A 26,214-nucleotide genomic window follows, 5' to 3' on the forward strand; every position below is an offset into this window, starting at 1 on the left:
CGGACGGAATGTCGGGGGCCGAGCTCACGAGGCTGCTCTCGGAGTACAGCCAGAAAAAACGGTACTACCGCATGAAAAACGGCGAGTTTCTGGCTCTGGACGATAACGGCCTGATGACGGTGGCGAAGCTGGTGGAGGGCCTCGCAGTCAACAAGTCGGATTTACAGAGTCAGAAAATCCGTCTTCCCAAATACCGGGCGCTCTATCTGGATGGTATTTTAAAAGAGGGCACAGGCATCACGCTTTACCGCGATGCGCTGTTTAAGGCCGTGGTCCGCGGCATGAAATCCGTGGAAGACAGTGATTTTGAGATACCGCTGACGCTACGTCCCGTGCTGAGAGAATACCAGAAAACGGGCTTCCGGTGGCTTAAGACCCTGGATTCCTACGGGTTTGGCGGAATTCTGGCGGATGATATGGGCCTTGGAAAGACGATTCAGGTTATCGCGCTCCTGCTGGATGAGAGGAACCGCGAGCCGGACACGTCCGCGCTGATCGTCTGCCCGGCGTCCCTGGTGTACAACTGGGAAAATGAGATTCATCAGTTCGCGCCGACCCTGAAAGTCCGTACAATAAGCGGTACTGCACAGGAGCGGGAAGAACTCCTGAATGCGGCCTCGGAGGGGGAGATATTAGTTACCTCCTACGATCTGCTGAAGCGGGATATCGCCTTTTACGAGGAAAAGGAATTCCGTTTTCAGATCATCGACGAGGCACAGTATATCAAGAACGCCTCGACCCAGAGCGCGAAGGCGGTTAAATCGGTGAATGCCAGAACGAGATTCGCCCTGACGGGAACGCCGATTGAAAACCGGCTCAGCGAGCTGTGGAGTATATTTGACTTCCTCATGCCCGGCTTCCTGTTTTCCTATCAGAGATTCAAGAAGGAGTATGAGCTTCCCATCGTGCGGGATCAGGATGAAGCCTGTCTAAAGGGGCTGCACCGTATGATCGGTCCGTTTATCATGCGCCGCTTAAAGAAGGATGTGCTGAAGGAACTTCCCGATAAGCTGGAGAATGTTATCTATTCCGGCTTCGAGAAGGAACAGAAGGATTTGTACACCGCCAATGCATGGCAGGTCAGACAGCAGCTGGAGCAGGCCGGAGACGGCGGCTCTGACAGGATTCAGATCCTGGCTCAGCTGACGAAGCTGCGCCAGATCTGCTGCGATCCGCATCTCTGCTACAGCAACTATAACGGTAGCTCCGCCAAGCTCGAGACGTGTATCGATCTGATCCGGAACGGCGTGGAGGGCGGCCATAAGATTCTGCTCTTTTCCCAGTTTACATCGATGCTGGAAATCATCGAAAAGCGGCTGAAAAAAGAGGGGATTGCATATTATATTCTGACGGGTGCGACACCCAAGGAAGAGCGCCTTCACATGGTCAACTCCTTTAAGGACGACGGCGTGCCGGTATTCCTGATCTCCCTGAAAGCCGGAGGAACGGGATTAAACTTAACGGCCGCGGATGTGGTCATCCATTACGATCCATGGTGGAACGTGGCGGCGCAGAATCAGGCGACGGACCGCACCCACCGGATCGGCCAGGAAAAGCAGGTAACCGTGTTTAAGCTGATTACGAAGGGAACCATTGAAGAAAATATCTTAAAGCTTCAGGAATCAAAGAAGAATCTGGCGGAACAGATCATAACAGAAGGCACCGTCTCGTTAGGCAGCCTGACGAAGGATGATCTCATCGGCCTGCTTATTTTCAGTTGAAAAAGAAAGGATGGATTAAGATGAAAGTACTGCTGTTAAACGGAAGCCCTCACGAAAAGGGCTGTACATACCGTGCTCTCACGGAAGTGGCGGGAGCTCTTACGAAAGAGGGAATCGAGACGGAGATCGTCCATATCGGCAATCAGGCCGTTCATGGATGTATCGGATGCGGCAAATGCGCCGCGATGGGCCGCTGTGTCTTCAAGGGAGATCCGGTCAATGCATTTTTGGATAAGATGGAGCACGCGGATGGACTGATCGTCGGCTCTCCGGTCTACTATGCGTCGGCTAACGGCTCCCTCTATTCCTTCCTGGACCGTCTGTTCTACGCGGGAAGCTGCTTTGCGTTCAAGCCGGCTGCTGCGGTGGCCTCTGCACGGCGCGCGGGAACGACGGCTACGCTCGATACCCTGAACAAATACTTCACGATTTCCCAGATGCCGGTCGTATCATCCCAGTACTGGAACATGGTTCACGGCAATTCACCGGAGGACGTGGAGCAGGATTTGGAGGGGCTGCAGATCATGCGCACGTTGGGGAAGAATATGGCGTGGATGCTTCGCTGCATCGAGGCGGGTAAGGCGGCAGGAATCACGACGCCGGAAGCGGAGCAGAAGCTTAAGACAAACTTTATCCGTTAAAACTGGAGGCTATGCCGGAGAACCGGCGGGCGGCGGAAGGACCAATCCTTTCACCGCCCGCTGGTTCTTCGGCTGTGTACTGACTCCGCTGAGAAAAAAATTAATGTCCCGGAAACGGCCTGCGGAGAGCGCTGATGTGTTTTTTCAGGGCTTTAGAGAGAAAGAAAAAGAGAAAAAGGCCTTTACTTTTGCCATATCTGTTGTATAATGGAAAAGCACTATATATGGTGAAGAAATAATTACATACGCAAAATGTAGAAGATTTCACGGCAAATTGGTAGCTGCTGTGTTATTTTTTAGCAGTATTATAAAGTAGAATATGGATTAAAGGAAATAAGGAGACAGCGATGATTAAGGTACAGAAACGTGACGGCAGATTTGTAAATTATGACAGAGAGAAGATTGTAAGGGCTATTCAGAAGGCGAATGCGGAAGTGGACGCGGCGGAACGCGCCGGGGAGGCATTGATTGACGGAATTCTGGATGATGTGGAGAAAGAATGTGAAGATGTTGTCCATGTCGAGAGCATTCAGGATATGATTGAGAGCCGCCTGGTTAAGCAGAACAAGTACACTCTCTCGAAAAAATATATGATTTACCGGTATCAGAGGGCGCTTCTGAGAAAAGCGAACACGACGGATGAATCGATCCTGAAGCTGATCCGGAATGAAAACAAGGAGCTGGCGGAGGAAAATTCCAATAAGAATACGATTCTGGCATCCACACAGAGGGATTACATCGCCGGAGAGGTATCCAGGGATTTGACGAAGCGTATGCTTTTGCCGGAACGCATTTCCATGGCCCATGAACAGGGAGCGATTCATTTTCATGATGCGGATTACTTTGTTCAGCCGATCTTTAACTGCTGTCTCATCAATATCGCGGACATGCTGGATAACGGCACTGTGATGAACGAGAAGATGATCGAGAGCCCCAAGAGCTTTCAGGTGGCCTGTACGGTTATGACCCAGATTATCGCGGCGGTGGCCAGCAACCAGTATGGCGGCCAGTCCGTGGATATGAGACATCTTGGAAAGTATTTAAGGAAGAGCAGCAATAAATTCCACAGACAGATCCGGGAAGAGTTTGGCGACAGCCTGGATAACGAGGCGGTGGAGAAGATGGCGCGGATTCGTCTGAGAGATGAACTGAAATCAGGCGTTCAGACGATCCAGTATCAGATCAACACCCTGATGACGACCAACGGCCAGGCGCCGTTTGTGACGCTGTTCCTTCGCCTGGACGACGAGGATGAGTACATCGATGAGAACGCGCTGATCGTGGAAGAGATTCTGCGCCAGAGACTGGAAGGGATCAAGAATGAGGCGGGCGTCTATGTGACACCGGCATTTCCAAAGCTCATCTACGTTCTGGACGAGAATAACTGCTTAAAGGGCGGAAAATACGATTACATCACGAAGCTTGCGGTGCGCTGCTCTTCAAAGCGCATGTATCCCGATTATATTTCCGCGAAGAAGATGAAGGAAAACTATGAGGGCAATGTGTTCAGCTGTATGGGCTGCCGCAGCTTCTTATCTCCATGGAAGGATGAGAATGGGGAATATAAGTTTGAAGGCCGTTTCAATCAGGGCGTTGTGAGCCTGAACCTTCCGCAGATCGGAATCCTGGCAAAGGGCGACGAGGAGGTATTCTGGAAGCTATTAGACGAACGTCTTGCCATCTGTTTCGAGGCGCTTATGTGCAGGCATAAGGCACTGGAAGGAACATTATCCGATGTGAGCCCGATTCACTGGCAGTACGGAGCGATCGCCAGACTCCCGAAGGGGGCGAAGATCGATCCGCTGCTTCATGACGGTTACTCCACGATTTCTTTAGGATACATCGGTATCTACGAGATGACGAAGCTGATGAAAGGGGTCAGCCACACGGACCCGGCGGGAGAGGAGTTTGCCCTCCGCGTTATGAACCGCATGAAAGAGGCGGTTGAGTGCTGGAAAGAGGAGACCGGTCTTGGATTCGGCCTTTACGGAACTCCGGCTGAGTCTCTCTGCTACCGTTTCGCCAGAATCGACAGAGAGCGTTTCGGCCTGATCGAAAATGTGACGGACAAGGGCTACTACACGAATTCCTACCACGTGGACGTGAGAGAGAAGATCGACGCGTTCAGCAAGTTTACATTTGAGAGCCAGTTCCAGAAGATTTCTTCCGGCGGCGCCATCTCTTATGTGGAGGTTCCGAACATGGCCAAGAATCTGGAGGCCATGGAAGAAGTGGTTAAATTTATCTATGACAATATCCAGTATGCAGAGTTCAATACCAAATCCGACTACTGCCAGGAATGCGGCTTCGACGGTGAGATCATCATCAATGAGGACATGGAGTGGGAATGCCCGCAGTGTCATAATAAGAACAAGGACAAGATGAACGTGACCAGAAGAACCTGCGGTTACCTGGGCGAGAATTTCTGGAATGCCGGAAAGACGAAGGAAATCAAGTCCAGAGTGCTTCATCTGTAGTCTGGGGAGCGATAATATCATGAAATACGCCGATATCAAACATTGCGACGTTGCCAACGGCACCGGAGTGCGGACGAGCCTTTTTGTGTCCGGCTGCACTCACCGGTGCCGGGGCTGTTTTAATGAGATCGCATGGGATTTTAATTATGGAAATGAGTTCACGGACGAGGCGGTACAGGAGATCCTCGATTCCTGTGGAAAAAGCTATATATCCGGTCTGTCCCTGCTGGGCGGAGAGCCGATGGAGCCGCAGAACCAGCGGGCGCTTCTGCCTCTGGTCCTCCGGTTTAAGGAGCTGTATCCGGAGAAGACGATCTGGTGCTACACCGGTTATACGTACGAGACGGATCTATTGGCGCCGGACGGACGGGCACACTGCGAGGTGACGCCCGAATTTCTTGCGTGCATCGATATCCTGGTGGATGGCGAATTTGACCAGGAGCTTTACGATCTCAAACTGAAATTCCGGGGCAGCAGCAATCAGCGCGTGCTGCAGATTCACGAGCCGGGCTGCCCGGAGCTGTTTGCGGAAATGGATAGGTAAAGGGGGGATACGGCCGATGAAACGGGAGATCAGCCTGGAAGAGATATCAGATGGGAAACTATATGGCAGCAGCGACATGGTGAAGGTGGGCTGTGACGACTGCCGCGGCTGTTCCGCCTGCTGCCGGGGCATGGGAAGTTCCATTGTTTTAGACCCCTATGACGTCTTTCGGCTGGAGACGGGCCTTGGCCTGTCCTTTGAGGGGCTGCTGGCGGAGGCGGTGGAGCTGAATCTGGTGGATGGCATAATTCTGCCAAACCTGAAGATGTCCGGAGAGGGGGAGGCCTGCACCTTTTTAAACGAGGAGGGGCGCTGCCGGATTCATCCCTTTAGACCGGGAATCTGCCGGATGTTTCCGCTTGGACGAATCTATGAGGACCACGGCTTCCGGTATTTTAACCAGATTCACGAATGCCGGAAAGAGCAGAAGACGAAGGTCAAGATCCGCAAGTGGATGGATACTCCGGATATGGGCCGTTATGAGAGCTATATTGTGGAGTGGCATTACTTCCTTAAGGAGTTGGAAGAAAGGCTGGAGCAGAAACCGGAAGAGGGATCAGAACCGACCGGTGGGGAAGATGCGAGGAAGCGGACTGCTATGGGGGTGCTTAAGCATTTCTATCTGATTCCGTTTCAGAAGGAGCTGGATTTCTATCAGCAGTTTGAGGCGCGCATGGAGGCTGCGCGGGAGGAATTTATTAATTTTCTGTAAAAATACTTAAGTTCCCAAATCCCTGTTTGCCTGCCGGCGGTCTCTGTGATATACTTATAGCAATGGAATCGGCAAGGCATAAACAGGTGTAAAGTATCAGGACGGTTGTCCGAAGGGGAGGAATACCTTTATGGCGAAGGTAAAGAGGTTTAGCACAAAAATTAACAGTTTTTTCGTGGAGTGGAGTGCGCTGAATCATTATTTGTCATCCTATGAATGTGAGAAAAACGGCGTTCCCTACATCGGTTTTAAGGACCCGAGGGTTCAGAAGCTCTGGAACAGCTTAAGTTCCGCGGAAAAGCGGGATCTGATGAAGCATTATGGGAAGAAGAACGAGGCGGAGCTGGGCGACTATCTGGGATGAGGGGCATGAATCGTGATTCTTTCGGGAAAAGAAATATTAAAGCACATGGGGAAAGAGATCATCATTACTCCATTTGTAACCAAACAGGCTGTATCTGGGAAGGACCAATGAGTTTACGAGGACGGATCGGTACGTCCCCATGTTGAAGGGCCGTTCTTCCACGGGCAGGCTGGGACTCTTTATCCATGTGACTGCGGGCTTTGGAGATATCGGCTTCGCCGGGTACTGGACGCTGGAGATTTTCTGTGTGCAGCCGGTCAGAATATATCCGAATGTGGAGATCTGCCAGATCTATTACCACGATATTGATGGGGAATACGATCTCTACAGCAGTGGAAAGTATCAGAATAACAGCGGGATTCAGGCCAGTCTCTTGTATAAGGACTTTGAGTGAGAGCGGTCTTCTGATAAGAGAACGGTATAAGAGATGATGTAAGAGATAATATAAGAAAACCGGATAATAAAAAGAGGAAGATGCAGAGTCAGGAGTCCCTGAAGCTGTATCTTCCTTTTTTATGGTCACAACCGCTTATTCCCGATGCCCCGCTGCGTATTCCCCGGGACAGATGTCCATGACGACCCGGACTGGCTGGATTAAGGCGTCCTCGTACTGACATCTCCACTGGACCTCCCGGCTCATCCGGCCGTCTGCGATTCCGTCGATGGTCTCGCCGGACTTGACCGGCGCGTCGGCCGCGTAGAGATAGGAGGCCACATTGTATGCATGGTTTACGACGGCCTGCGGCTCCAGACCCCGGAAATGGTACTGGACGTCAGGGAGTCCGATTGCATAGAGGCCCAGGGTATCCACAACCTTGTCGTCGCTGCCGGAGATGTTAAAAAGGCGGGCGTTGACGCCAAAGTATATGAAACGGTCTTCACGCGGTATTTTGTGTTCCCTGATCTGATCTGCGGTAAACAGTTTCCCGGCCGGCTTGATCCAGACCGCAGTGCAGTCAGGAAACAGTCTGACCGCCGTCTCCATCCAGTCCATCATCATCTCACAGCGCTCCTTGTATTCCAACACGGCAGCCATCATGTCAAAAAGAAAAATCTCATACCGGCACCGCTCCAAAAGAGCGTCTCCGTCGGCCACATCCCAGAGCTGGCTCCGGGAAAATGCGTCAATGGAGTCCTGCTTGAATTCCTGAACGTCCCCCATGACGACCTGGGGCGGCAGGGCGCCGTCTTTAAACTGTGCCAGATATTTTTTTACGGCAAAAGAGGTCAGAGCCGGTGAAGGGGACACGATGTCGATCGCGCCGAAGGTTTCTTCCAGAGCCGTGCGTATGATTCCGGCCTCCGGCTTGACCGGTTTTTCTTCAAACAAAAGGTAGATCTGATAAAGGTTCTGAAATTCTGCTTTTTCCTCAAGGTTCTGCTTCAGCTCTTCTTTCGGTTCTCTTTTCTTTTTAAATAATCCCATATGCGTTCTCCTTTGTATCTGTCGGCAGGAGGCGGATTCCTCCGCCGTTACCTCCAGTATACCGTATTTTGAAAAAAAGGCCATTACGATTTGCTTAAGATTTCCCCCAGGCTTTCTGAAAACCGGAGAAAGGAAATGGGGCAGACAGCGGGATTTCGTAACGGCGGCAGATACGCACAATCTCATACACACCGATGATTAAGGCGAAGACGCCGGTGGCAATGTTGCTGACGGCCATGACGACCCCGACGCTTAAGCTTCCCATGGAAGTAAAACTCTGCAGAAACCAGAGCACGGGAACCCGGAAGACGAAGACGCGGCAGAAGTTGATGGCCAGCGTCAGTTTCGTCTTTCCGAAGCCATACAACAGGGCCATGACGGACGCGGTGACGCCCAGCGGAATCGCCCCCAGCGCCTCGAAGCGGTAGATGGAGATAATCATCTTTTGAAACGACGGATCATTGCCGGCAAAGAGACGGCTGAGCGCATCCAGAAAATACAGCGAGCAGGACATGAGCACGATCCCGATCACCAGGTTGATGGCGAGAACGCATCCAAAGGCCTTAAGCGCGCGGCGGGGCTTTCCTGCTCCCACACTCTGGCTGATAATGGCCGATCCGCCTTCCTGGAAGCCGTTCTGCGGCATGGTGGTGATGCCGCCGATGTTGTTGGAGATTCCCAGCGCTCCCACGGTCAGCGCGCTGTAGATCGTACTCATGGAATTGATGATAACCTTGCCGAAGGAGAAGGCCATCTTCTCTGCAATGACCGGAATGGAGAGTCCGATCATGGGAAATGTGACAGCGGGCTTTAAGGAGACCGCTTTCATGGAAAAGCCGAATGCGTTGTCCTTTTGATTCATGTTTCGCACAGCCGCAGCCAGCAAAAACAGCTGGGAAAGGATTGTAGCCGTGGAAATCATGCTGATTCCGCACTGAAATCCGTAGACGAACAGGGCGGTAGAGGATATCTTGATGGCGATAACGGCCATATTCAGGCGGAGAATTCTGCCGGAATTTCCACGGGCCCGCTCAATGGCGATATAAATGTTGTTAAAGAAGCTGATGACCATGCCGAAGAGCTCCAGCCGAAAGTACAGAGTCCCTTCCGAGATAAAGGCATCCGGCGTCCGGGCAAGCCTTAGAAACCACGGCGTGAAGGGAACCAGCAGAGCCAGAATGACGGCGCCTAAGACCGCGCACATGGCGAACAGCGTGCTGACCCGTTTCTTTACCAGATCGAAATCACCGGCACCGTAGGCTTCGCTTATTTTCAGACTGGACCCGATGGCGAGGCCGCCTCCCAGGGCTGACAGCATCAGGCTGATCTGGGATAAATAGGCCACGGCGGACACGGAGCCGGCGCTGATATGGGCCGCCATCATGGAGTCAAAGATTTTAAAGAGCTGATTTAAACTCTGGTACAGGGCCAGCGGCGTTCCGACGTAGAGAACGACCTTCCACATGTTGTCGTGGAGGGCAAATTCCCGGAAATGCTGGTCTTTTGCGGAGAGCACCGCCTTTGGTAACAATTGCCTGGACATGAATCGTTCCTCCTTTGATGTATATGCCATTTTTGATGTATATGCCATTGCTTCCGATGGATCTGTATATAAGCATATAGCCGGAAGCTTTGGAAATCTACGAATTTCATGACCAATCATCAAAATAGTACGGTTTTTTTGACATGACCGGTTCCTTTGTGCTATAGTATAGGCCGAAGGGATGGTGATGTCTGGATGAAACGTCATGGTCAAATGTCGGAAGCGATGTCGACCGGTATCTTTCTGACTCTGTCCGGTGGATTTCAGGATGCTTATACGTATTACACCCGCGGCAAGGTTTTTGCCAACGCCCAGACGGGGAATATCATTTTACTGGGACACAATGCGATGAACGGAGACTTTACGGATGCCTTCCGCTACCTGGTGCCGGTGCTGGCCTTTGCGGGAGGAATCTATATATCGGAGGTCATACGCGGTATCTACCGGGAGTACGGGAAGCTGCACTGGCGCCAGATCGTGGTGGTGCTGGAGATTCTGCTTCTGTTTGTGGTGGGATTTCTCCCGCAGTCCATGAACATGGCGGCCAATATTCTGGTGTCCTTTGTCTGCGCCATGCAGGTGGAGGCGTTCCGGAAGATGAAGGGAAGCGCCTATGCCAGCACGATGTGTATCGGTAATCTGCGCAGCGCGACGGAGATGCTGTACCGCTACCGCCATACGAAGGAAAAGGGCTGTCTGGAAAAATGTCTCCGGTATTACGGCGTAATTCTCGTTTTTGGTATCGGCGCAGCGCTTGGAAGCTTCATGACTTCCCTGTTTGAGGAGCGGACGATCTGGATATCCTGCGGCTTTCTGTTTGTCTGTTTCTGTATTATGTTTATTAAAGAAGACATCGAGGGCGAGCGAGGTCTGGATTAACAGCGGAGCGGATTCCCTCTTACAACCGGATGAATGGCAGGAGGTGCTGTGATGAAGGGATATTTGGATACTTCGGAGGAAGTTCTGAAAAAACTGAATACGAAACGGACAGGCCTGAGTGCAGAGGAAGCGGCCGGCAGACTTATGGCAGATGGAAAGAATAAGCTGAAAGAGGCGAAGCCGGTTCCGCTTTGGAGGCGTTTTTTGAGTCAGCTGGCCGATCCGATGATCATCATTCTGATTGCGGCAGCGGTGGTTTCTGGAATGACGGCGGTCTATGCGGGGGAGTCGTTTGCGGATGTGATCATTATTATGATCGTCGTTCTCATCAATGCGGTGCTGGGAGTGGCGCAGGAGAGCAGGGCTGAAAAAGCCATAGCTGCCCTGCAGGAGATCGCGGCGGCCACTTCCAAAGTAATGCGGGACGGTAAGCAGCAGACGATCCGGAGCGAGGAGCTTGTGCGCGGCGATATTATCGTCCTGGAGGCCGGAGATGCGGTGCCGGCAGACGGCAGGATTCTGGAGTGCGCCAGCATGAAGGTGGAAGAAGCCGCCCTGACCGGGGAGTCGGTGCCGGTTCTCAAGACGGAACGCGTTCTTTCCCTGGAGGAGGGGACGAAGGACGTTCCACTGGGCGACAGGAAGAACATGGTCTACATGGGAAGCACGGTCGTATATGGCCGCGGGCCGCAGTCGTGACAGGCACCGGCATGGATACGGAGATGGGGAAGATCGCGAATGCCCTGACTCAGGCAAAGGATAATGAGACGCCGCTTCAGGGAAAGCTTTCCCAGCTGAGCCGAATTCTCAGCGTGCTGGTGCTCGCCATCTGCGTGATTATATTTGCAGTCAGCTTACTGCGCGCCTATCCGGCCATTTCCGGGCATACGGTCATGGATACGTTTATGATCGCCGTGAGTCTGGCGGTGGCAGCCATACCGGAAGGACTGGCGGCCGTTGTCACCATCGTGCTCTCCATCGGCGTCACCAACATGTCCAGGAAACATGCTGTTATCCGGAAGCTGACGGCCGTGGAGACGCTTGGGTGCACCCAGATCATCTGTTCCGACAAAACGGGAACGCTGACGCAGAACCGGATGACCGTCGTAGAACACACCGGATCCGACGAGACGGCACTGGCGGCGGCCATGGCACTCTGCAACGACGCTCATTTAAACGATAAGAATGAGGCGGAGGGAGAACCCACCGAGGCGGCTCTCGCAGCCTACGCATGGTCCGCAGGACTTAACCAGAGCCTCTTAAAACAGGAGTATGTGCGGATCGGTGAGGCACCCTTCGATTCCATGCGGAAGATGATGTCGACCGTACACGAAAAGGCGGATGGAACCGTGATTCAGTTCACGAAAGGCGCTCCGGATGAGGTTCTGAAACGCTGTACTCACATACTGTCGGATGGAAAGGCCGTTCCGCTGCGTGAGGAGGACAGGGAAAGAATTCTCCTCGCCAATAAATCGCTGGCCGACCGGGCTCTCCGTGTTCTTGCGGCTGCTGCGAGAGAGTACACAGCCCGCCCCGCCGGCTGGGAGGCCGGAGAGCTGGAGCATAAGCTCTGTTTCCTCGGTCTCACCGGGATGATCGACCCGGTGCGCCCCGAGGTGCTGCCTGCCATCGAAGAGTGCCGCAGAGCCGGAATCCGTCCTATTATGATTACCGGCGATCATAAAGATACGGCGGTGGCCATCGCCATGCAGCTTGGCATCATCACATCACCGGAACAGGCCATCACAGGCGCTGGTCTCGACGAGATATCTGATGAGGACTTCGGCAATGAGATTGAAAAGTATTCCGTTTACGCCAGGGTCCAGCCGGAGCACAAGGTGAGAATCGTAAATGGGTGGAGAGAGAAAGGCTGTATTACCGCCATGACGGGAGACGGAGTCAACGACGCGCCTTCCATCAAGAATGCCGATATCGGTGTGGGAATGGGAATTACCGGAACCGATGTGACGAAGAATGTGGCGGATATGGTGCTGGCGGACGATAATTTTGCCACGATTGTCTCAGCGGTGGGAGAGGGGCGGAGAATATACGATAACATTCGAAAGTCCATACAGTTTCTCCTGTCCTCCAACTTATCAGAGGTGCTGTCCATCTTTTTTGCGACGCTTCTCGGCTTCGTCATCCTGAAACCGGTCCACCTCCTCTGGATCAATCTGATTACCGACTGCTTCCCGGCGCTGGCGCTGGGCATGGAGGAGCCGGAAAAGGACGTTATGAACCGGCCTCCCCGCAGCCCCAAGGAAGGGATTTTCTCAGGCGGGGTCGGAATGAATGTGGCAGTTCAGGGAATTGCGGTGACCGTAATCACCCTGGCTTCGTATCTGATCGGCCATTATCTGGAGGCGGGCGTGTGGGAGATTACGAACAGTGCGGATGGCATGACCATGGCGTTTCTGACCCTGTCCATGACGGAGATCTTCCATTCCTTCAACATGCGGTCTCTGAATCAGTCGGTATTTACGTTAAAACATCATAATCCGTGGCTGTGGCTGTCCATGGCGGCTTCCTTTCTGTGCACGACCGTTGTCATCTACGTCCCGTTCCTGTCCGATGCGTTTGAATTTGAACACATTTCCCTGACCGAGTATGCGGTGGCAATCGGACTGGCCTTCTGCATTGTTCCGTTTGTGGAAGGGACGAAATGGCTTCAGAGAAGGCGGAAATGAGGAACATCCTCTGCAAATGCCTCCGCTTCGGACTGCAGGGTTTCCAGAAAGCGATTGATATGGTATCCGTCAGTCGCCGCGTGATGGCAGGTAATGGAGAGAGGCATCATAATTCTGCCGTCTTTTTCATAGAATCTGCCTGCCTCAACGGACGGAAGATAGTACGGCTTATTCTCATAGGAGTGAACCGAAAAATGCTTAAATGACACCCAGGGAACACAGGAAATGGTATAGGCATTGGCGGGAGGTGTCTGCCCGGCTTGAGCCAGGACGCCGTGACTGCCGCCGTACCTCCTCTGGTTGTCCAGGTAGGACTGATAAAACGCCATGAAATCATCTGTGTACTCCGTCCACATAAAGGAAAAGGTCTTATCATCCTCATGAAAGGCCGCGTAAAGCGGTGTGAGTGTGTCGAAGCAGCCAACCTGCCCGTCCAGTTCGGCTATTTTGAATTCCTTCTGCATTTGAAGCGTCCTGGTGACGAGCCATAAGTAAGCCGGGAAGAACTTGATACCGGCATGCTTCAGAGCCGTTCTCATCGCCGTAACATCGAGATCGACGGTCAGGGAATATCCGGTCGGAGCCATTTTCGAGAAATAGTAAAACATCTGCCCTCTCGGCCATGTCTGCATGTCGAGCGGCGTAAATTTAACAGTTTGATCCATTGTGATACCTCCTTTTCCTCTATTATAGGGACTTCCAATGAAAATACAATCAACGCTCCGTAGACTGCCGCTGTTGTTCCTGTTCCATTTGAAAAAATTAGTGTTTTATGGTAGGATGAAGAAAACCCTGCACACAAAAGAAGTCAGACACTCACGGCAGTCGCCAAATGGACATGGCCGCATGCCCGCTTAGCCTGCTGCCTTCGTGTGAATAAACGATACAGGAGCATAGAATGACGGCTTATGTAAGTAAGAATGAGAAAACAAAATACCGGCTGGCAGACTCTGTCAAGCAGTGCATGATGACGACGCCAGTGGACAAAATCACGGTTCAGAACATCGTGGATGGCTGTGATATGACGCGCCAGACCTTTTACAGGAATTTTAAGGACAAGTATGACTTGATCAACTGGTACTTCGATAAGCTGGTGCTGGAATCCTTTGCCCGGATCGGCGTGGAGAAGACGGTCTGCCAGAGCCTGGAGGAGAAGTTTGAATTTATCAAGAAGGAGAGGTGTTCTTCACCGAGGCCTTCCGTTCGGATGATTACAACTCCCTGAAGGAACACGATTTTGAACTGATTATGGGGTTCTACAGGTCGCTGATCACGCGTAAGACCCATAAGCCTCTGGAGGAGGAGATTCAGTTTTTGCTGGAGATGTACTGCCGCGGATCCGTCTATATGACTGTGAAATGGGTCCTGGGCGGCATGAAGCAGACCCCGGGAGAGATGGCGGCCAGCCTGGTGGAAGCCATGCCGCCGCGGCTTTCGGCTGTGTTTCAGGAGGCCGGGCTCGTATAATGCGGATCGGAGAGCGTTGCCTGGCCGTTGGTATAGGAAGTATTGATATTGTATAGAAATAAAGTTACAGTTTGCGGGATTTGTAACATTTGTTACAAACGAAGGGGATTGTAACTTTATTTTTTTGATTGGTTTTGTTAAAATAATAACAGAAAGTAAAAATGGTATCCATAAGACCCATAAAAGATAGGAAAAGGAGAGATTATCATGGCAAACAGAATCGTTCTGAATGAAACATCGTATCACGGTGCAGGTGCAATCAATGAAATTCCGGGAGAGGTAACAAAGAGAGGGTTCCATAAGGCATTTGTTGCATCCGATCCTGATCTGGTAAAATTCGGCGTAACAGCGAAGGTGACAAAGATTCTGGAAGAGAATGGAATGGACTACGAGGTTTATTCCAACATCAAACCCAACCCAACCATAGAAAACGTACAGACCGGTGTTGAGGCATTTAAGAAATCCGGTGCAGACTATATTATCGCTATCGGCGGCGGTTCCTCCATGGATACCTCCAAGGCCGTAGGCATCATCATCACGAATCCAGAGTTTGCCGATGTCAGAAGCTTAGAGGGCGTGGCTCCGACCAAGAATCCGTGTGTTCCGATTCTGGCTGTTCCGACGACAGCGGGTACGGCGGCAGAAGTTACCATCAACTACGTAATTACCGACGTTGAGAAGAAACGCAAATTCGTCTGTGTTGATACACACGATATCCCGGTTGTCGCTTTCGTTGATCCGGAGATGATGTCCAGCATGCCGAAGGGATTAACTGCCTCCACAGGTATGGATGCGCTGACCCATGCGATCGAGGGCTATACCACAAAGGGAGCCAATGAGATCACAGACATGTTCAACTTAAAGGCGATTGAAAAGATCGCTTCCAGCTTAAGAGATGCGGTTGAGAATAAGCCGGAAGGCCGTGAAGGCATGGCTCTGGGCCAGTACTTAACCGGTATGGGATTCTCTAACTGCGGACTTGGCATCGTTCATTCCATGGCTCACGCTCTGGGCGCCGTATACGACACACCGCATGGTGTTGCCAATGCCATCCTGCTTCCGACCATTATGGAATACAATGCAGACGCCACGGGTGAGAAGTTCCGCGCCATCGCTAAGGCCATGGGTGTAGAGGGAACCGAGACCATGACCGTGGAAGAGTACCGCAAAGCGGCAGTTGAGGCAGTTAAGAAGCTGTCCCAGGACGTTGGAATTCCGGCTGACTTAACGGCTATCGTTAAGGAAGAGGATATTCAGTTCCTGGCTGAGTCCGCTGTGGCAGATGCATGCGCACCTGGAAATCCTAAGGATGCGAGTCTGGAAGACATTATTGCGCTGTATAAGAGCCTGATGTAAGATCGGTCGGACGGGAGTTCGGACAAACTGCAGTGTAAGAGAAGATTAATAGAGTAGAGACGCCGTTTCATCGATGAAAAGTCATTGATGAAACGGCTCTTTTTATGGATTGTATGTTAGTTTTGTGTCTGCTTTGAAAAATGGTGTAATAGTTTATTGCCTCTTCTTCCATTAACGAAAAATTGGCCTGCAGCTTTTGAATAATACGCTGTTTCGGGATGTTTTCGGAAACATTATCCTGAATAAAGACCTGGATGCCTTTTTCCTTCCCCCGTTGATACCCTTCCTCCATCAACATCTGTCCGACTAATGTCATCTGCATCTCCTCCTCCAGTTTTTTCGCGTATGCCTGGTCAATGATTTTGTCTGTAAAGGTCAGGATTCCGGCTATTACCTTCAGCTGGCCCTCCCTGTCAGGCAGTCGTTTACCGAGATTTACGGCTTTTTCAATCGTTTCCTGCTTGCGCTTTTTTTCAGGGATAATTTTCTGATGTTGTTTGAGATATTCAGAACATCACCATCTTCCGGCAGAATGTGGAAGTGGGATAGGATAATCATATGACAGACTTACAGAAAAGTCGAGTATTATTTACCTTAATAAATGGTAATACTGTTTGCCCGGCATTTTAGAGTTTACCGCAGCATATGAAAAACCAGGTTTCCCGGATCAGGCAAGTACACAGTTTCAGTACGCATCTTCACAATAATGCTTCTACGCATCATGGCGATGGAAATTCTTAAATTCCCGCGGCGATATGCCATACTCCTTCTTAAAGGAACGGTAGAAGGAAGAATAGTCTGGAAAACCGCAGCTCTCCCATATTTCCTGGAGCGGGACTCCGGACAGGATTCCGTTTTTGGCCGCGATCAGACGGCGCTGGATCACACAGTGATGGAAGGATACCTGCATGTTCTTCTGAAAGGTGTGGGAGATGGTGGAGGGGCTTACGAGAAAATGCTTCGCCGTCCCTTCCAACGTGATCTTCTCCCTTAAGTGTTCGTCAATGTAGCGGAATAAATCATCCACCAGAACGCTTTTTTCCGCGGCCGGCATCTGCAGATCCTGATAGTAATAGGTGCGGCTTATGTGGGCCATGAGGCTGATGACTGCGGTCCGGGTGCAGTATCCCCAGCCCAGCTTCTGCTCCTCCGTCTCCTTTAAGGCAGCGGAAGCAGCGGAAAAAAGCCCTGACCACGTCGCCCGGGTGGAGCGCAGAAGATAGCTCCCGCGCTTCTGACACTGTTCAAAGGCAAAATTCAGATCCGGAAAATCCTCGCACTGCTGATGCCAGTAGGCGGTGTTGATCCAGATGACGTACCGGGAATACGGTTCCTTAAGCGGCTCCGGAAAGAGCGGCTGGTGACTGACTCCGGGCGGAATGAGCAGAATATCCCCCTGTTGGATGCGAAAGCGCTTGTCCCCTAAAAGATACTGGATATTGCCGCTTTTGCAAAGCAGGATCTCATAAAATGTATGGCTGTGCAGGAAAACATGGCTGGTATTGTCTGTATTGGTCTGAATGCGGATTTCCGTACAGGAATCCTCCATCTGTATTTCTTTCCAGAAATTAATCATAGGACCTCCATGGTTAAAATGCATAAAAAGTTGAAAGAATATTATTGAAAATAAATAAAACCTCATAACTTATTTGCAAGAATTACAATATATAATGCAAGATGCGCAATTTAAATTGCTAAAATTACACAATATAATAGAACTATAACAAATGAACATAAGAATTTCAAGTCTTATGGGAAGAAAAGGAGAGGTTTTATGAAAGAGATACGAAAATTTGGAATCAGAGACCAGATCGGATATGTATGCGGTGATATGGCGGGCAGCTTTGTGAACCTGTATGTCGATGCATTTTTCCTCACATTCTGTACGTATGTGCTGGGAATCAAGGCAGCATGGATGGGAAGTATGTTCCTGTTTGCAAGGCTGTGGGATGCATTTAACGATCCGATGATCGGTTCCTTTCCGGACAGATGGCAGATAGGCAGGAGCGGGGACAAATTCAAACCCTATATTAAGATTGCAATGATTCCGCTGGCTATATCCGGCCTGCTGTGTTTTGCTGATGTCAGCAGCTGGGGTTCCCTGGCGAAACATGTCTGGGTCGTATTCGCTTACATCGTATACGGAATGAGCTATACCGGAACTTCCATGCCATTTGGCTCCATGGCTTCTGTTGTGACCAATGACCCGATCGAGAGAACGAAGCTTTCCAGAGCCCGTTCCATCGGCGGCACAATCGTCGGAATCGGAGCCATTTCACTGGTTCCTCAGTTCGTATTCAACAAAGCGGGCGAAGTCGTGCCGAGTGGTTTCTTCAAGGTAGCGGTGGTATTCGGAATCTTATCTATTATCTGCTACTGCCTGCTGCTGCATTTTACCACAGAGCGCGTTCGTCAGCCGAAGGTGGAAGGCGAGAAGTTCAATTACGGCAAGGTGTTAAAGAGTGTATTTAAGAACCGTCCGATGCTGGGCGTTATGCTGGCAACGGTTGGAAGCCTTCTGTTCATCACCGGCAACAGCCAGCTGGGAAGCTACCTTTACAAAGAATTCTACCATGCGCCGCAGGTTCTGACACTGGTGTCCTTAATCAGTATTCCGATTATGCTGGTATTCTTCCCGCTGATCCCGAAGCTGAGCCAGAAATATGGAAAACGCAACGTCATTTTAGTATGCTCCGGCTACAACCTTGCGATTTCCCTGATTCTGTTTATGGTGCCGATTCAGAACGTGTACCTATTCCTGGTGATCAACACCCTGGCGACCAGCGGACAGACGGCATTTACCATGCTGATCTGGGCGTTTGTTACGGACTGCATCGATTACCATGAGTACCAGACCGGAGAGCGCAGCGACGGAAGCCTTTACTCCATCTACACATTCTCCAGAAAGATCGGTTCCACGCTGGCATCCACCATCGCTTCCTTCTCACTGGGCGCGATCGGCTATATTTCCGGTATTGAGGCACAGACAGCCGCTGTCGCCGGTCATATTCGTTCCCTCTGCACCTTTATTCCGGTAGCGACCTGCGTGCTGGAGCTTCTGGGCATCGGACTCGTATACAACCTGACCAACAAGAAGACGACGGAAATGTACGCGGTGCTGAAGAAACGGAGAGATGAGAGCGAGAAACAGGCATAGGAGTGAGGAGATGCGTAATGGAAAAAAAGATCGATATTCATCTTCATTTGAGTGAACGTCCGATTCCCGACGGGCTGGGAATGAAGATATCCAGCGGGGCGGAAATGCTGCCGCATCTGGATGAGCTTGGAATCGGGTTTGGAATCATCATGTCGTCGGGCGAGACACAGGCGATGTTCGGCTCCAACGCTTCGTGCAGAAGAATCGCGGAACAGTATCCGGACCGGTATGCCTGGATGTGCGGCCTGGATGAGACGGAACCGGAGACGGTATACGAGAGGTTAAAGCAGTACCGGGAAGAGGGCGCCGTCGGTGTCGGAGAACTGGCTGTCAACCACAGACTGGATCATCCGTTTTTAGAGGCGGTATTTCAGGCGGCGGAAGCCCTTGGCCTGCCGGTGCTGTTTCATATGAGCCCGGAGGAAGGCTTCCAGTACGGTGTGGTGGATGAGCCGGGGCTGCCCCTTCTGGAACGGGCTTTAAATAAGTACCCAAAGCTGATATTTATCGGCCATAGCCAGCCATTCTGGCACGAGATATCGGGGGACGCGGGGAAATCCCGGGAAGAGCGGTATGAGTGGGGAAAAGGACCGGTGACGCCCGGCGGCCGGCTGGGTCAGCTGTTTGAAAAATATCCGAATTTGTATGGAGATTTGTCGGCCAACAGCGGCGGATGCGCCATGATGCGGGATGAGGCATTCGGCCTGGCGTTTCTGGACTAAGACCGGTCAGTGAAACGGACATGGTAAATGTGGACATGGAATTTCCGCTGGGCGGATGGCTGGATCAGAAGGTGGAGGAGGGAGCGCTCTCCTTCGCCGCCTGTCAGGCCATTGTGAGCGGCAATGCTAAACGTATCTTTGGGCTGGGCCGGAAGCTGGCTGTAAATGCAGAAGAGAAGACCGATGAGAAAACAGAAGAGAAGATGGTGAAAGGAGATCAGGGATGGAGGAAATGAGAACGAGAATTCTGCCCCGGATGCTGAATGACGAGGCAGAAACGTATCTGACACGCAACGATGTCATCATTGTTCCGGTGGGAACGGTGGAACTTCACGGGGGACTGCCCCTTGACAGCGAAACGGTAATCAGCGAGGCATTCGCCCTCCGGATGGCGGAGGCGGCCGACGGGCTGGTGCTGACGGGACTGCCGTATTTCTACGCCGGGGCCACGGCCATCGGACGCGGCACGACTCAGGTCAGCGTGCGGGAAGGCATCGACTATCTGGGAGCTATTGCGAGAAGTCTTCTCCGTCAGGGCTTCAAGCGTCAGATTTACGTCAGCTTTCATGGCCCCGCCCATATGACCTGCTGTCCGATGATCCGGGATTTCTTCGATGAGACCGGCGTTCCGATTTTGTATATGGATCTGACGATGCAGATGTTCCAGAGTGCGGGGGATTTATTCAAGACAGTGGACAGTTTTCATGCCATCACAGTCGGCGCGTACCAGATGATGGGCCGTCTGGAGGATGTTCCGTTTACCACGGGATACTGCCATCAGGAGCCGCAGACGACGAAGCCGTTTGACCATCTGTTCAGCCTGGCTTACCAGAGCGGCAGCATCGGCTACTGCTTTGGCGACGCGAAGGATCATATGAGTACGCCTGCGATCCCTGACGCAGCCAGGAGAAAAGAACTGGCGGACGAAGGGGAGATGCTGATCAATGAGATCGTAAAGCGTCTGGATATGAGAACCATTACAGAGGAAATGAGGTCTTTGGAAGCCTTTGAGCAGGAGGTTATGAAGCGGTATCCCTGGATTCCGGCCGCTGGCGGGCAGAAGAGATGACGGACGAAATCGAGAAAGAAACAGAGATGGAAATCGGGAAAGAAGCCGAGAAAGAAACAGAGAAGAAAATCGGGAAAGAAGCCGAGAAAGAAATAGAAAAGAAAATCAGGAAAGAAATTGTAAAAGAAATGAAACAGGAAATGAAGAAATCAGAGATACAGCCGGAGTCCGGCGAATCGTCGAAGATGATCGGGACACCGTGCGGAGCTGTACGAGGAACTGTCTCCGCAAAGGGAGACTGCATTGTCTATAAAGGAATCCGCTATGCAAATGCGAAACGTTTCCAGTACCCTGAAGAGGTGACGCACTGGGACGGCATCTATGAGGCAGACCGTTTCGGAAACTGTTCTTATCAGCCGAGAGCGTTCTATGATGAGGCAAAGGTACCGGAAAAGGCGTTTTATTACCACGAATTCCGGGAGGGCGAGTCCTACACCTACAGCGAGGACTGCCTGTTCTTAAACATATGGGCGCCGCTGGAGGCGGAGAATGCACCGGTTCTGTTTTACATTCACGGAGGCGGTTTCAAGGGCGGATGCGGCCATGAGAAACATTTTGACGGCGCGGCCTACTGCCGTCAGGGAATCCTTGTGGTGACGATCAACTACCGCCTGGGACCTCTTGGATTTGCCTGCATGGAGGAGTGGAAGGATGAGGCGGGGCATGCCGGCAATTACGCCATGTACGACCAGATGGCGGCCTTATCATGGGTCCGCCGCAATATCGCCGCGTTTGGCGGCAATCCGGACCGGATCACCCTGATGGGACAGTCGGCCGGCGCCATGAGCGTGCAGCAGCACTGTCTCTCTCCGCTGACGAAAGGCAGCATCTGCGGAGCCATTATGATGAGCGGTGGCGGTGTGAGGGAAGGATTTGCCGCCGCAGCGTCCCTGAAGGATGTGGAACCATTCTGGCGCGAGCTGGACCTCCGGGTGACCGAGGCGTGCGGAAAGGGGCTGAGGGAAGCAGAACCCTCTGTAATCTTTGAGGAATTTAACGCGCTGTCGAAGGAGCGTCCCGACGCGGCCATGGTCTGCGGTCCGATTGTGGACGGTGCGTTTTTGCCGGAGCCGGCCATGGAAATCGTCAGAAACGGCGGGGCTCACGAGATCCCTTATCTCATGGGCTCTACCAGTGAGGATATCGTTCCTCCGATTGTACATAAGATGGCAAAGGGATGGGCAAGACTGCAGTCTGACCTGGGAAGATGCCCCTCCTATGCATTCTTTGACAGGCAGCTGCCGGGGGATGACCGGGGCGCCTGGCATTCCGCGGATTTGTGGTATGAATTCGGCACGCTGGAAAACAGCTGGCGTCCGTTTGAGGCCTGGGACCGCGAGCTTTCGGACTGTATGGTGCGCTGCTTTGCCAATTTTATCCGCACCGGAGATCCCAACGGCGGCGGCCTTCCCCAATGGCTGCCTGTGAAAAAGGGCCAGAACCGCGTCATGCGTTTCGGAGATAAAACCGCAGCAATGGGATACGTCTCCATTGCGAAGCTGAACCATACCATGCGAACGAAACCTTCGGTTGGTGAGTAAATAACCTAAAAATTGTCCGGATTCCCGTCAAAACTGTCCTAGCAGTGTTGGCGGGAAATCTGTTATACTGATAACAGAATAATAAAAGGAGTGTATGGGACATGTTATATCCGATTTTAACGCAGTCGAGGGGACTGATGGATTTAAGCGGCGTCTGGGCATTTAAACTGGATGACGGCCGGGGATTTGAGGAAAAATGGTATGAACGGCCACTGGAGTCAGCGATGACCATGCCGGTTCCGGCGTCTTACAATGATTTAAAAGAGGGAGAAGCGTTCCGTGACCATTACGGCTGGTGTTTCTACCAGAGAACGCTGGCGGTGCCGTCCTACATGACGGGTCAGCGTCTGGTTCTGCGTTTTGCCGCAGTTACACACATTGCAAAGGTCTATCTAAACGGTGAACTGATCGCAGAGCATAAGGGAGGCTTCCTCCCGTTCGAGGTACAGATCAACGAGTATCTGAGAGAAGGGGAGAATCTCCTGACGGTGGCGGTGGACAACCGGATTGACCATACCACCCTTCCGGTCGGCAGCGAAGCGGGCGGCGGAATGGGAGATTTAATGGGAATGGGAGGAGGAAAGACCTCCAGAAAGAGAAACAATCCCAACTTCGATTTCTTTAATTACTGTGGAATTACACGTCCGGTCAAGCTTTATACGACTCCGGCCTCATATGTACAGGACATCTTCTTAAACGCGGAGGTGGAGAATACGACGGCGCGTATTGCCTACCACCTTGAGACCGTGGGAGACAAAACCGCGAAAATCGCCGTATACACGAAGGACGGCAGACTGGCGGCGGAAGCGGAAGGAACCGACGGTACCCTGGAGATTTCCGATGTTGTCCTGTGGCAGCCGCTCTGCGCCTATTTATATGAGGTGAGAGTGACCTTCGGTGAGGATGTCTACTCCCTTCCTTACGGTGTCCGCACCGTGAAGACGGAAGGCGGAAAATTCCTGATCAACGGCCGTCCGTTCTATTTCAAGGGCTACGGCAAGCACGAGGACACGTTCCCGGCCGGCCGAGGGCTTAACATGCCTATGAATACGAAGGATATTTCCCTGATGAAGTGGCAGGGAGCCAACAGCTTCCGCACGAGCCATTATCCGTACAGCGAAGAGATGATGCGTCTGTGTGATGAAGAGGGAATCGTGGTGATCGACGAGACACCGGCAGTTGGAGTTCATTTGAATTTCGGGGGCGGCGCAAACTTCAAGGACGGAAAGCGGGTCAACACCTTCGATCCGCCGGAAGAGGGCGGAATCCGGACGCACGAACACCATATGGACGTAGTCCGCGATATGATTCTGCGTGACAAGAATCACGCCTGTGTTGTCATGTGGAGTATTGCCAACGAGGCCGATTCCGGCGGACCTGGCGCCTACGCCTACTTTAAACCGTTATACGATCTGGCAAGGGAGACCGATCCTCAGAAACGTCCCTGCACCATCGTCAGTGTCCAGATGCCTAATTACAAGGAGGACTGCACCATTGAGCTGAGCGACGTCTTCTGCTTAAACCGCTATTACGGCTGGTATGCCTGCGGCGGCGATTTAGACATGGCAAAGGAGCTGTGCCGGGAAGAACTGACCTTCTGGAATTCCCTCGGTAAACCGTTCATGTATACAGAATACGGAGCGGACACAGTAAGCGGCTTCCACGACACGACTCCGGTGATGTACACGGAGGAGTATCAGGTAGAGTACTATAAGGTCAATCACGAGGTAGCGGACTCCATGGAAAATTTCGTAGGCGAGCAGGTATGGAACTTTGCCGATTTTGCAACCAGCCAGAGCCTTCTCCGTGTGCAGGGCAACAAAAAGGGAATCTTCACAAGAGACAGAAAGCCGAAGCTGGTCGCCCATTACCTCCGCGACCGCTGGACGAAGATTCCGGAATTTGGATATAAAAAATAGTAGAACGGTCTATTTGGTGTGAAAGTATAAAAACTTCGTAAAGCTGCATGAATACTATATTTTTGCGAGTTTGCGCGTTTCTGCATCAGAGTTTTCAAAATACGTTTGGCGCTTTTTGACGCCTGCGTCCCTTTCCGCACTCTTTCTTATCCATTTTACGGTAAGAAAATTATGGAGCAAGCTTAGAAAGAGGGTGGTAAAATGGTACAAATTACTGTAAAATGAAACCATAATAATCAATTAATATTCTTTGAATTTAACTGGGGACGATATTCGTAGATCAGTCGAAGTATTAAAGGAATATAAGCCAGGATATCAACCGGGAGAGTTTGAATTAAAAGATGCATTGTAATAGGAGGATTTCTTATGAATCATTTCTTTGAAGCACTCATAAGCGAAGGAAAGAATAAGGCACTGCCTGAAGAGTTTGATTATTTTGGAAAACTGATTGGCAGTTGGAAGATCGACTATGTTGACAATAGCAATTCCCGCGTGATAAAAGGCGAATGGCATTTCTCGTGGGTTCTTGAGGGAATGGCGATACAGGATGTGATTGTCTTGCCCGGCTTTGAATACGGAACAACGCTTCGTGTCTACAAGCCTGACGTACACGCCTGGGATGTCACATATTGTTATACTGGTAAAATTATGCGGTTTGAAGCGGCAAAGCAGGATGATAAGATCGTTCTCACAAACACTGAGGATAAAAGCAGAAAATGGGTTTTTGTTAAAATTGAGGACAAGTTTTTTCATTGGCAGGATGTTGCAGTTAAAGAGGATGGCGAGTGGCTTGTTAATTTCGATTTATATGCCGAGCGCGCCTGATCAATATAAATGCTTCGACTCATTGGTATAAGTCTACGATACGAATGGCCGTATTCCGTTCAGCAGCGGGAGGCGGCCATTTTTTGTTGTCTGCCTGCGCCCCATGAATTCGTTGACCGGGCCGAAAGAGTCAATTTCCGTGTATGATTTGGTTAAGATATGCGTAGAACGCATCTGGAAAAATGATTACAATGAGATAGAACCAGGGGTGGTACGATTCGGATTCTGACCGGACCGAATAAGTACAATAAACGACGGAGGAGAGAAAAATGAGACAAAGAAGAGTGATGGCAATTATGATGGCGGGGATGTTATGCGTATCAACGGCTCTGACAGGCTGTGCGAAGGCACCGGGGAAAGAACAGACCGAGGCGCAGGCCATGGAGCCGGCACCGGTGACCCTGTATTTGACGCGGCACGGGAAGACCATGCTCAATACGACAGGGCGTATGCAGGGCTGGTGTGATTCTCCGCTTACGGAGGACGGCGCGGCGGTGGCTGAAAAACTGGGACGAGGGTTAAAAAAAGCCGGAATTACTTTTGATGCGGTTTATACAAGTGACAGTGGCAGAGCAATGGAAACGGCAGAGCTGATCCTGAAGAATAACGGACAGCCGGAGGTATCCTTACAGAGAAATCCCAAAGTCCGGGAGGTGTGCTACGGAATTTACGAGGGTGCCATGCCGGCGGAAGCATACACACCGGCTGCAAAGGCACTGGGCTATGACAGTGTGGACGCTATGATGGGAGCGGTCATGGGAGGCAAGCTGAAAATTGAAGAAGCGGTAACTGCAATGGCGGAAACCGATGAGAGCAAAACCGCGGAGACGTGGGAAACTGCACAGAAGCGGGTAATGGACGGAATCCGTGAGATCGCGGGTGAGGCCGCAGAGCGTGGGCATAAACAGGTTTTGGTGGTTTCACATGGGATGGCCATATCAGCAGCAGTGGCTGCCATCGACCCGGATGCAGCAGCGGGAGAACTGGGGAATGCCTCCATCACAAAAATTATCTATGACAACGGAACGTTTACCGTGGAATCGGTAAATGATATGAGTTATATAGAAGAGTAGGGATCAGCAAGAGGGGAAAAATGGATAGAAAAGGATAGGGAAGACGGCGATTGACCGTATTTTCCCTATCCTTTTTTACTCACTATAAAGA

The 26,214-nt window shown here is 51.5% G+C and carries 22 protein-coding genes and 2 pseudogenes; 19 read left to right on the plus strand and 5 right to left on the minus strand.

All coding sequences use genetic code 11. From position 1 onward, the window contains the following. From ACLTD4_RS24260 to ACLTD4_RS24290, 7 genes are all read left to right on the plus strand, one after another. A partial coding sequence (locus ACLTD4_RS24260) for an SNF2-related protein (RefSeq protein WP_412331624.1) occupies positions 1-1,721 on the plus strand: 1,721 nt, incomplete at its 5' end. Positions 1,722-1,741: 20 nt separating this feature from the next. Then, positions 1,742-2,362 (plus strand): flavodoxin family protein, encoded by a 621-nt coding sequence (locus ACLTD4_RS24265; protein ID WP_117621693.1) that lies wholly within the window; start codon positions 1,742-1,744, stop codon positions 2,360-2,362. A 347-nt stretch (positions 2,363-2,709) separates the two neighbouring features. Next, the gene (gene nrdD, locus ACLTD4_RS24270) at positions 2,710-4,839 is read left to right on the plus strand and encodes an anaerobic ribonucleoside-triphosphate reductase (protein ID WP_117621694.1); all 2,130 of its coding nucleotides are present in this window, start codon (positions 2,710-2,712) and stop codon (positions 4,837-4,839) included. Between the two features lie 19 nt (positions 4,840-4,858). Then, positions 4,859-5,383 (plus strand): anaerobic ribonucleoside-triphosphate reductase activating protein, encoded by a 525-nt coding sequence (gene nrdG / locus ACLTD4_RS24275; protein ID WP_055653076.1) that lies wholly within the window; start codon positions 4,859-4,861, stop codon positions 5,381-5,383. Between the two features lie 16 nt (positions 5,384-5,399). After that, positions 5,400-6,095 carry a YkgJ family cysteine cluster protein gene (locus tag ACLTD4_RS24280; protein WP_117621695.1) on the plus strand — a complete coding sequence of 232 codons (696 nt, stop codon included), beginning with the start codon at positions 5,400-5,402 and terminating at the stop codon, positions 6,093-6,095. A 130-nt stretch (positions 6,096-6,225) separates the two neighbouring features. After that, positions 6,226-6,459, plus strand: a complete 234-nt coding sequence (locus tag ACLTD4_RS24285) for a hypothetical protein (RefSeq protein ID WP_002603638.1) — start codon at positions 6,226-6,228, stop codon at positions 6,457-6,459. A gap of 139 nt (positions 6,460-6,598) precedes the next feature. Next, positions 6,599-6,853, plus strand: a complete 255-nt coding sequence (locus ACLTD4_RS24290; protein WP_412331625.1) for a dCTP deaminase domain-containing protein — start codon at positions 6,599-6,601, stop codon at positions 6,851-6,853. A gap of 135 nt (positions 6,854-6,988) precedes the next feature. Here the strand turns inward: ACLTD4_RS24290 and ACLTD4_RS24295 are convergent, their stop codons facing one another. Continuing rightward, complete coding sequence (locus ACLTD4_RS24295; protein WP_117621696.1) at positions 6,989-7,885, minus strand: DUF4261 domain-containing protein; 897 nt, start codon at positions 7,883-7,885, stop codon at positions 6,989-6,991. Positions 7,886-7,979: 94 nt separating this feature from the next. Further along, positions 7,980-9,428, minus strand: a complete 1,449-nt coding sequence (locus tag ACLTD4_RS24300; protein ID WP_117621697.1) for an MATE family efflux transporter — start codon at positions 9,426-9,428, stop codon at positions 7,980-7,982. A gap of 195 nt (positions 9,429-9,623) precedes the next feature. On the opposite strand from ACLTD4_RS24300, the gene ACLTD4_RS24305 reads away from it, so the two are divergent. Then, positions 9,624-10,307, plus strand: a complete 684-nt coding sequence (locus ACLTD4_RS24305; protein ID WP_038257988.1) for a YoaK family protein — start codon at positions 9,624-9,626, stop codon at positions 10,305-10,307. Between the two features lie 51 nt (positions 10,308-10,358). Beyond that, positions 10,359-12,994, plus strand: a pseudogene (locus ACLTD4_RS24310) (cation-translocating P-type ATPase). Here ACLTD4_RS24310 and ACLTD4_RS24315 read toward each other — a convergent pair. Further along, positions 12,976-13,659: a CatA-like O-acetyltransferase gene (locus ACLTD4_RS24315; RefSeq protein ID WP_055653072.1), complete on the minus strand. Its 684-nt coding sequence runs from the start codon at positions 13,657-13,659 to the stop codon at positions 12,976-12,978. The pseudogene ACLTD4_RS24310 and the gene ACLTD4_RS24315 sit on opposite strands and share 19 nt — an antisense overlap. A gap of 233 nt (positions 13,660-13,892) precedes the next feature. On the opposite strand from ACLTD4_RS24315, the pseudogene ACLTD4_RS24320 reads away from it, so the two are divergent. Both ACLTD4_RS24320 and fucO read left to right on the plus strand, forming a co-directional pair. Continuing rightward, a pseudogene (locus ACLTD4_RS24320) lies at positions 13,893-14,461 on the plus strand (TetR/AcrR family transcriptional regulator C-terminal domain-containing protein). A gap of 207 nt (positions 14,462-14,668) precedes the next feature. Continuing rightward, the gene (gene fucO, locus ACLTD4_RS24325; protein WP_002603646.1) at positions 14,669-15,817 is read left to right on the plus strand and encodes a lactaldehyde reductase; all 1,149 of its coding nucleotides are present in this window, start codon (positions 14,669-14,671) and stop codon (positions 15,815-15,817) included. A 67-nt stretch (positions 15,818-15,884) separates the two neighbouring features. Here fucO and ACLTD4_RS24330 read toward each other — a convergent pair whose 3' ends face one another. After that, positions 15,885-16,133, minus strand: coding sequence for a hypothetical protein (locus ACLTD4_RS24330; RefSeq protein WP_117621699.1), 249 nt, complete (start codon positions 16,131-16,133; stop codon positions 15,885-15,887). Positions 16,134-16,529: 396 nt separating this feature from the next. Next, positions 16,530-17,393, minus strand: a complete 864-nt coding sequence (locus ACLTD4_RS24335; RefSeq protein WP_117621700.1) for a helix-turn-helix domain-containing protein — start codon at positions 17,391-17,393, stop codon at positions 16,530-16,532. Between the two features lie 198 nt (positions 17,394-17,591). Between ACLTD4_RS24335 and ACLTD4_RS24340 the strand changes: the two genes are divergently transcribed. The 8 genes from ACLTD4_RS24340 (at position 17,592) to ACLTD4_RS24375 (ending at position 26,123) form a co-directional block, all read left to right on the plus strand. Further along, positions 17,592-18,974, plus strand: a complete 1,383-nt coding sequence (locus tag ACLTD4_RS24340) for an MFS transporter (protein ID WP_117621701.1) — start codon at positions 17,592-17,594, stop codon at positions 18,972-18,974. 17 nt (positions 18,975-18,991) lie between these two features. Continuing rightward, positions 18,992-19,696: an amidohydrolase family protein gene (locus ACLTD4_RS24345; RefSeq protein ID WP_412331626.1), complete on the plus strand. Its 705-nt coding sequence runs from the start codon at positions 18,992-18,994 to the stop codon at positions 19,694-19,696. Positions 19,697-19,716: 20 nt separating this feature from the next. After that, on the plus strand, positions 19,717-19,932 hold the full coding sequence (locus tag ACLTD4_RS24350) for a hypothetical protein (RefSeq protein WP_412331627.1): 216 nt from the start codon (positions 19,717-19,719) through the stop codon (positions 19,930-19,932). Then, complete coding sequence (locus tag ACLTD4_RS24355; RefSeq protein WP_117621722.1) at positions 19,929-20,765, plus strand: creatininase family protein; 837 nt, start codon at positions 19,929-19,931, stop codon at positions 20,763-20,765. The genes ACLTD4_RS24350 and ACLTD4_RS24355 overlap by 4 nt, the downstream gene beginning before the upstream one ends. Continuing rightward, positions 20,762-22,306 (plus strand): carboxylesterase family protein, encoded by a 1,545-nt coding sequence (locus ACLTD4_RS24360; RefSeq protein WP_412331628.1) that lies wholly within the window; start codon positions 20,762-20,764, stop codon positions 22,304-22,306. Before ACLTD4_RS24355 ends, ACLTD4_RS24360 begins: the two co-directional genes overlap by 4 nt. A gap of 101 nt (positions 22,307-22,407) precedes the next feature. Then, entirely contained in the window at positions 22,408-24,225 is a 1,818-nt protein-coding gene (gene uidA, locus ACLTD4_RS24365; protein WP_117621703.1) for a beta-glucuronidase, read from the plus strand. Positions 24,226-24,591: 366 nt separating this feature from the next. Continuing rightward, on the plus strand, positions 24,592-25,050 hold the full coding sequence (locus ACLTD4_RS24370) for a hypothetical protein (protein WP_055653066.1): 459 nt from the start codon (positions 24,592-24,594) through the stop codon (positions 25,048-25,050). A 269-nt stretch (positions 25,051-25,319) separates the two neighbouring features. Next, positions 25,320-26,123, plus strand: a complete 804-nt coding sequence (locus tag ACLTD4_RS24375; protein ID WP_117621704.1) for a histidine phosphatase family protein — start codon at positions 25,320-25,322, stop codon at positions 26,121-26,123. Positions 26,124-26,214 lie beyond the last annotated feature (91 nt).

The sequence above is a fragment of the Hungatella sp. genome, from assembly GCF_046966825.1.

What these genes read in the sequence shown, in the direction of transcription:
- ACLTD4_RS24375 (WP_117621704.1), top strand. Translation starts at nt 25,320, where the DNA reads ATGAGACAAAGAAGAGTGATGGCAATTATGATGGCGGGGATGTTATGC.
- ACLTD4_RS24280 (WP_117621695.1), top strand. Translation starts at nt 5,400, where the DNA reads ATGAAACGGGAGATCAGCCTGGAAGAGATATCAGATGGGAAACTATAT.
- ACLTD4_RS24290 (WP_412331625.1), top strand. Translation starts at nt 6,599, where the DNA reads ATGTTGAAGGGCCGTTCTTCCACGGGCAGGCTGGGACTCTTTATCCAT.
- ACLTD4_RS24345 (WP_412331626.1), top strand. Translation starts at nt 18,992, where the DNA reads ATGGAAAAAAAGATCGATATTCATCTTCATTTGAGTGAACGTCCGATT.
- ACLTD4_RS24305 (WP_038257988.1), top strand. Translation starts at nt 9,624, where the DNA reads ATGAAACGTCATGGTCAAATGTCGGAAGCGATGTCGACCGGTATCTTT.
- ACLTD4_RS24360 (WP_412331628.1), top strand. Translation starts at nt 20,762, where the DNA reads ATGACGGACGAAATCGAGAAAGAAACAGAGATGGAAATCGGGAAAGAA.
- ACLTD4_RS24315 (WP_055653072.1), bottom strand. Translation starts at nt 13,659, where the DNA reads ATGGATCAAACTGTTAAATTTACGCCGCTCGACATGCAGACATGGCCG.
- ACLTD4_RS24285 (WP_002603638.1), top strand. Translation starts at nt 6,226, where the DNA reads ATGGCGAAGGTAAAGAGGTTTAGCACAAAAATTAACAGTTTTTTCGTG.
- ACLTD4_RS24265 (WP_117621693.1), top strand. Translation starts at nt 1,742, where the DNA reads ATGAAAGTACTGCTGTTAAACGGAAGCCCTCACGAAAAGGGCTGTACA.
- ACLTD4_RS24300 (WP_117621697.1), bottom strand. Translation starts at nt 9,428, where the DNA reads ATGTCCAGGCAATTGTTACCAAAGGCGGTGCTCTCCGCAAAAGACCAG.
- nrdG (WP_055653076.1), top strand. Translation starts at nt 4,859, where the DNA reads ATGAAATACGCCGATATCAAACATTGCGACGTTGCCAACGGCACCGGA.
- ACLTD4_RS24295 (WP_117621696.1), bottom strand. Translation starts at nt 7,885, where the DNA reads ATGGGATTATTTAAAAAGAAAAGAGAACCGAAAGAAGAGCTGAAGCAG.
- nrdD (WP_117621694.1), top strand. Translation starts at nt 2,710, where the DNA reads ATGATTAAGGTACAGAAACGTGACGGCAGATTTGTAAATTATGACAGA.
- uidA (WP_117621703.1), top strand. Translation starts at nt 22,408, where the DNA reads ATGTTATATCCGATTTTAACGCAGTCGAGGGGACTGATGGATTTAAGC.
- ACLTD4_RS24350 (WP_412331627.1), top strand. Translation starts at nt 19,717, where the DNA reads ATGGTAAATGTGGACATGGAATTTCCGCTGGGCGGATGGCTGGATCAG.
- ACLTD4_RS24370 (WP_055653066.1), top strand. Translation starts at nt 24,592, where the DNA reads ATGAATCATTTCTTTGAAGCACTCATAAGCGAAGGAAAGAATAAGGCA.
- ACLTD4_RS24355 (WP_117621722.1), top strand. Translation starts at nt 19,929, where the DNA reads ATGAGAACGAGAATTCTGCCCCGGATGCTGAATGACGAGGCAGAAACG.
- ACLTD4_RS24340 (WP_117621701.1), top strand. Translation starts at nt 17,592, where the DNA reads ATGAAAGAGATACGAAAATTTGGAATCAGAGACCAGATCGGATATGTA.
- ACLTD4_RS24335 (WP_117621700.1), bottom strand. Translation starts at nt 17,393, where the DNA reads ATGATTAATTTCTGGAAAGAAATACAGATGGAGGATTCCTGTACGGAA.
- ACLTD4_RS24330 (WP_117621699.1), bottom strand. Translation starts at nt 16,133, where the DNA reads ATGACATTAGTCGGACAGATGTTGATGGAGGAAGGGTATCAACGGGGG.
- fucO (WP_002603646.1), top strand. Translation starts at nt 14,669, where the DNA reads ATGGCAAACAGAATCGTTCTGAATGAAACATCGTATCACGGTGCAGGT.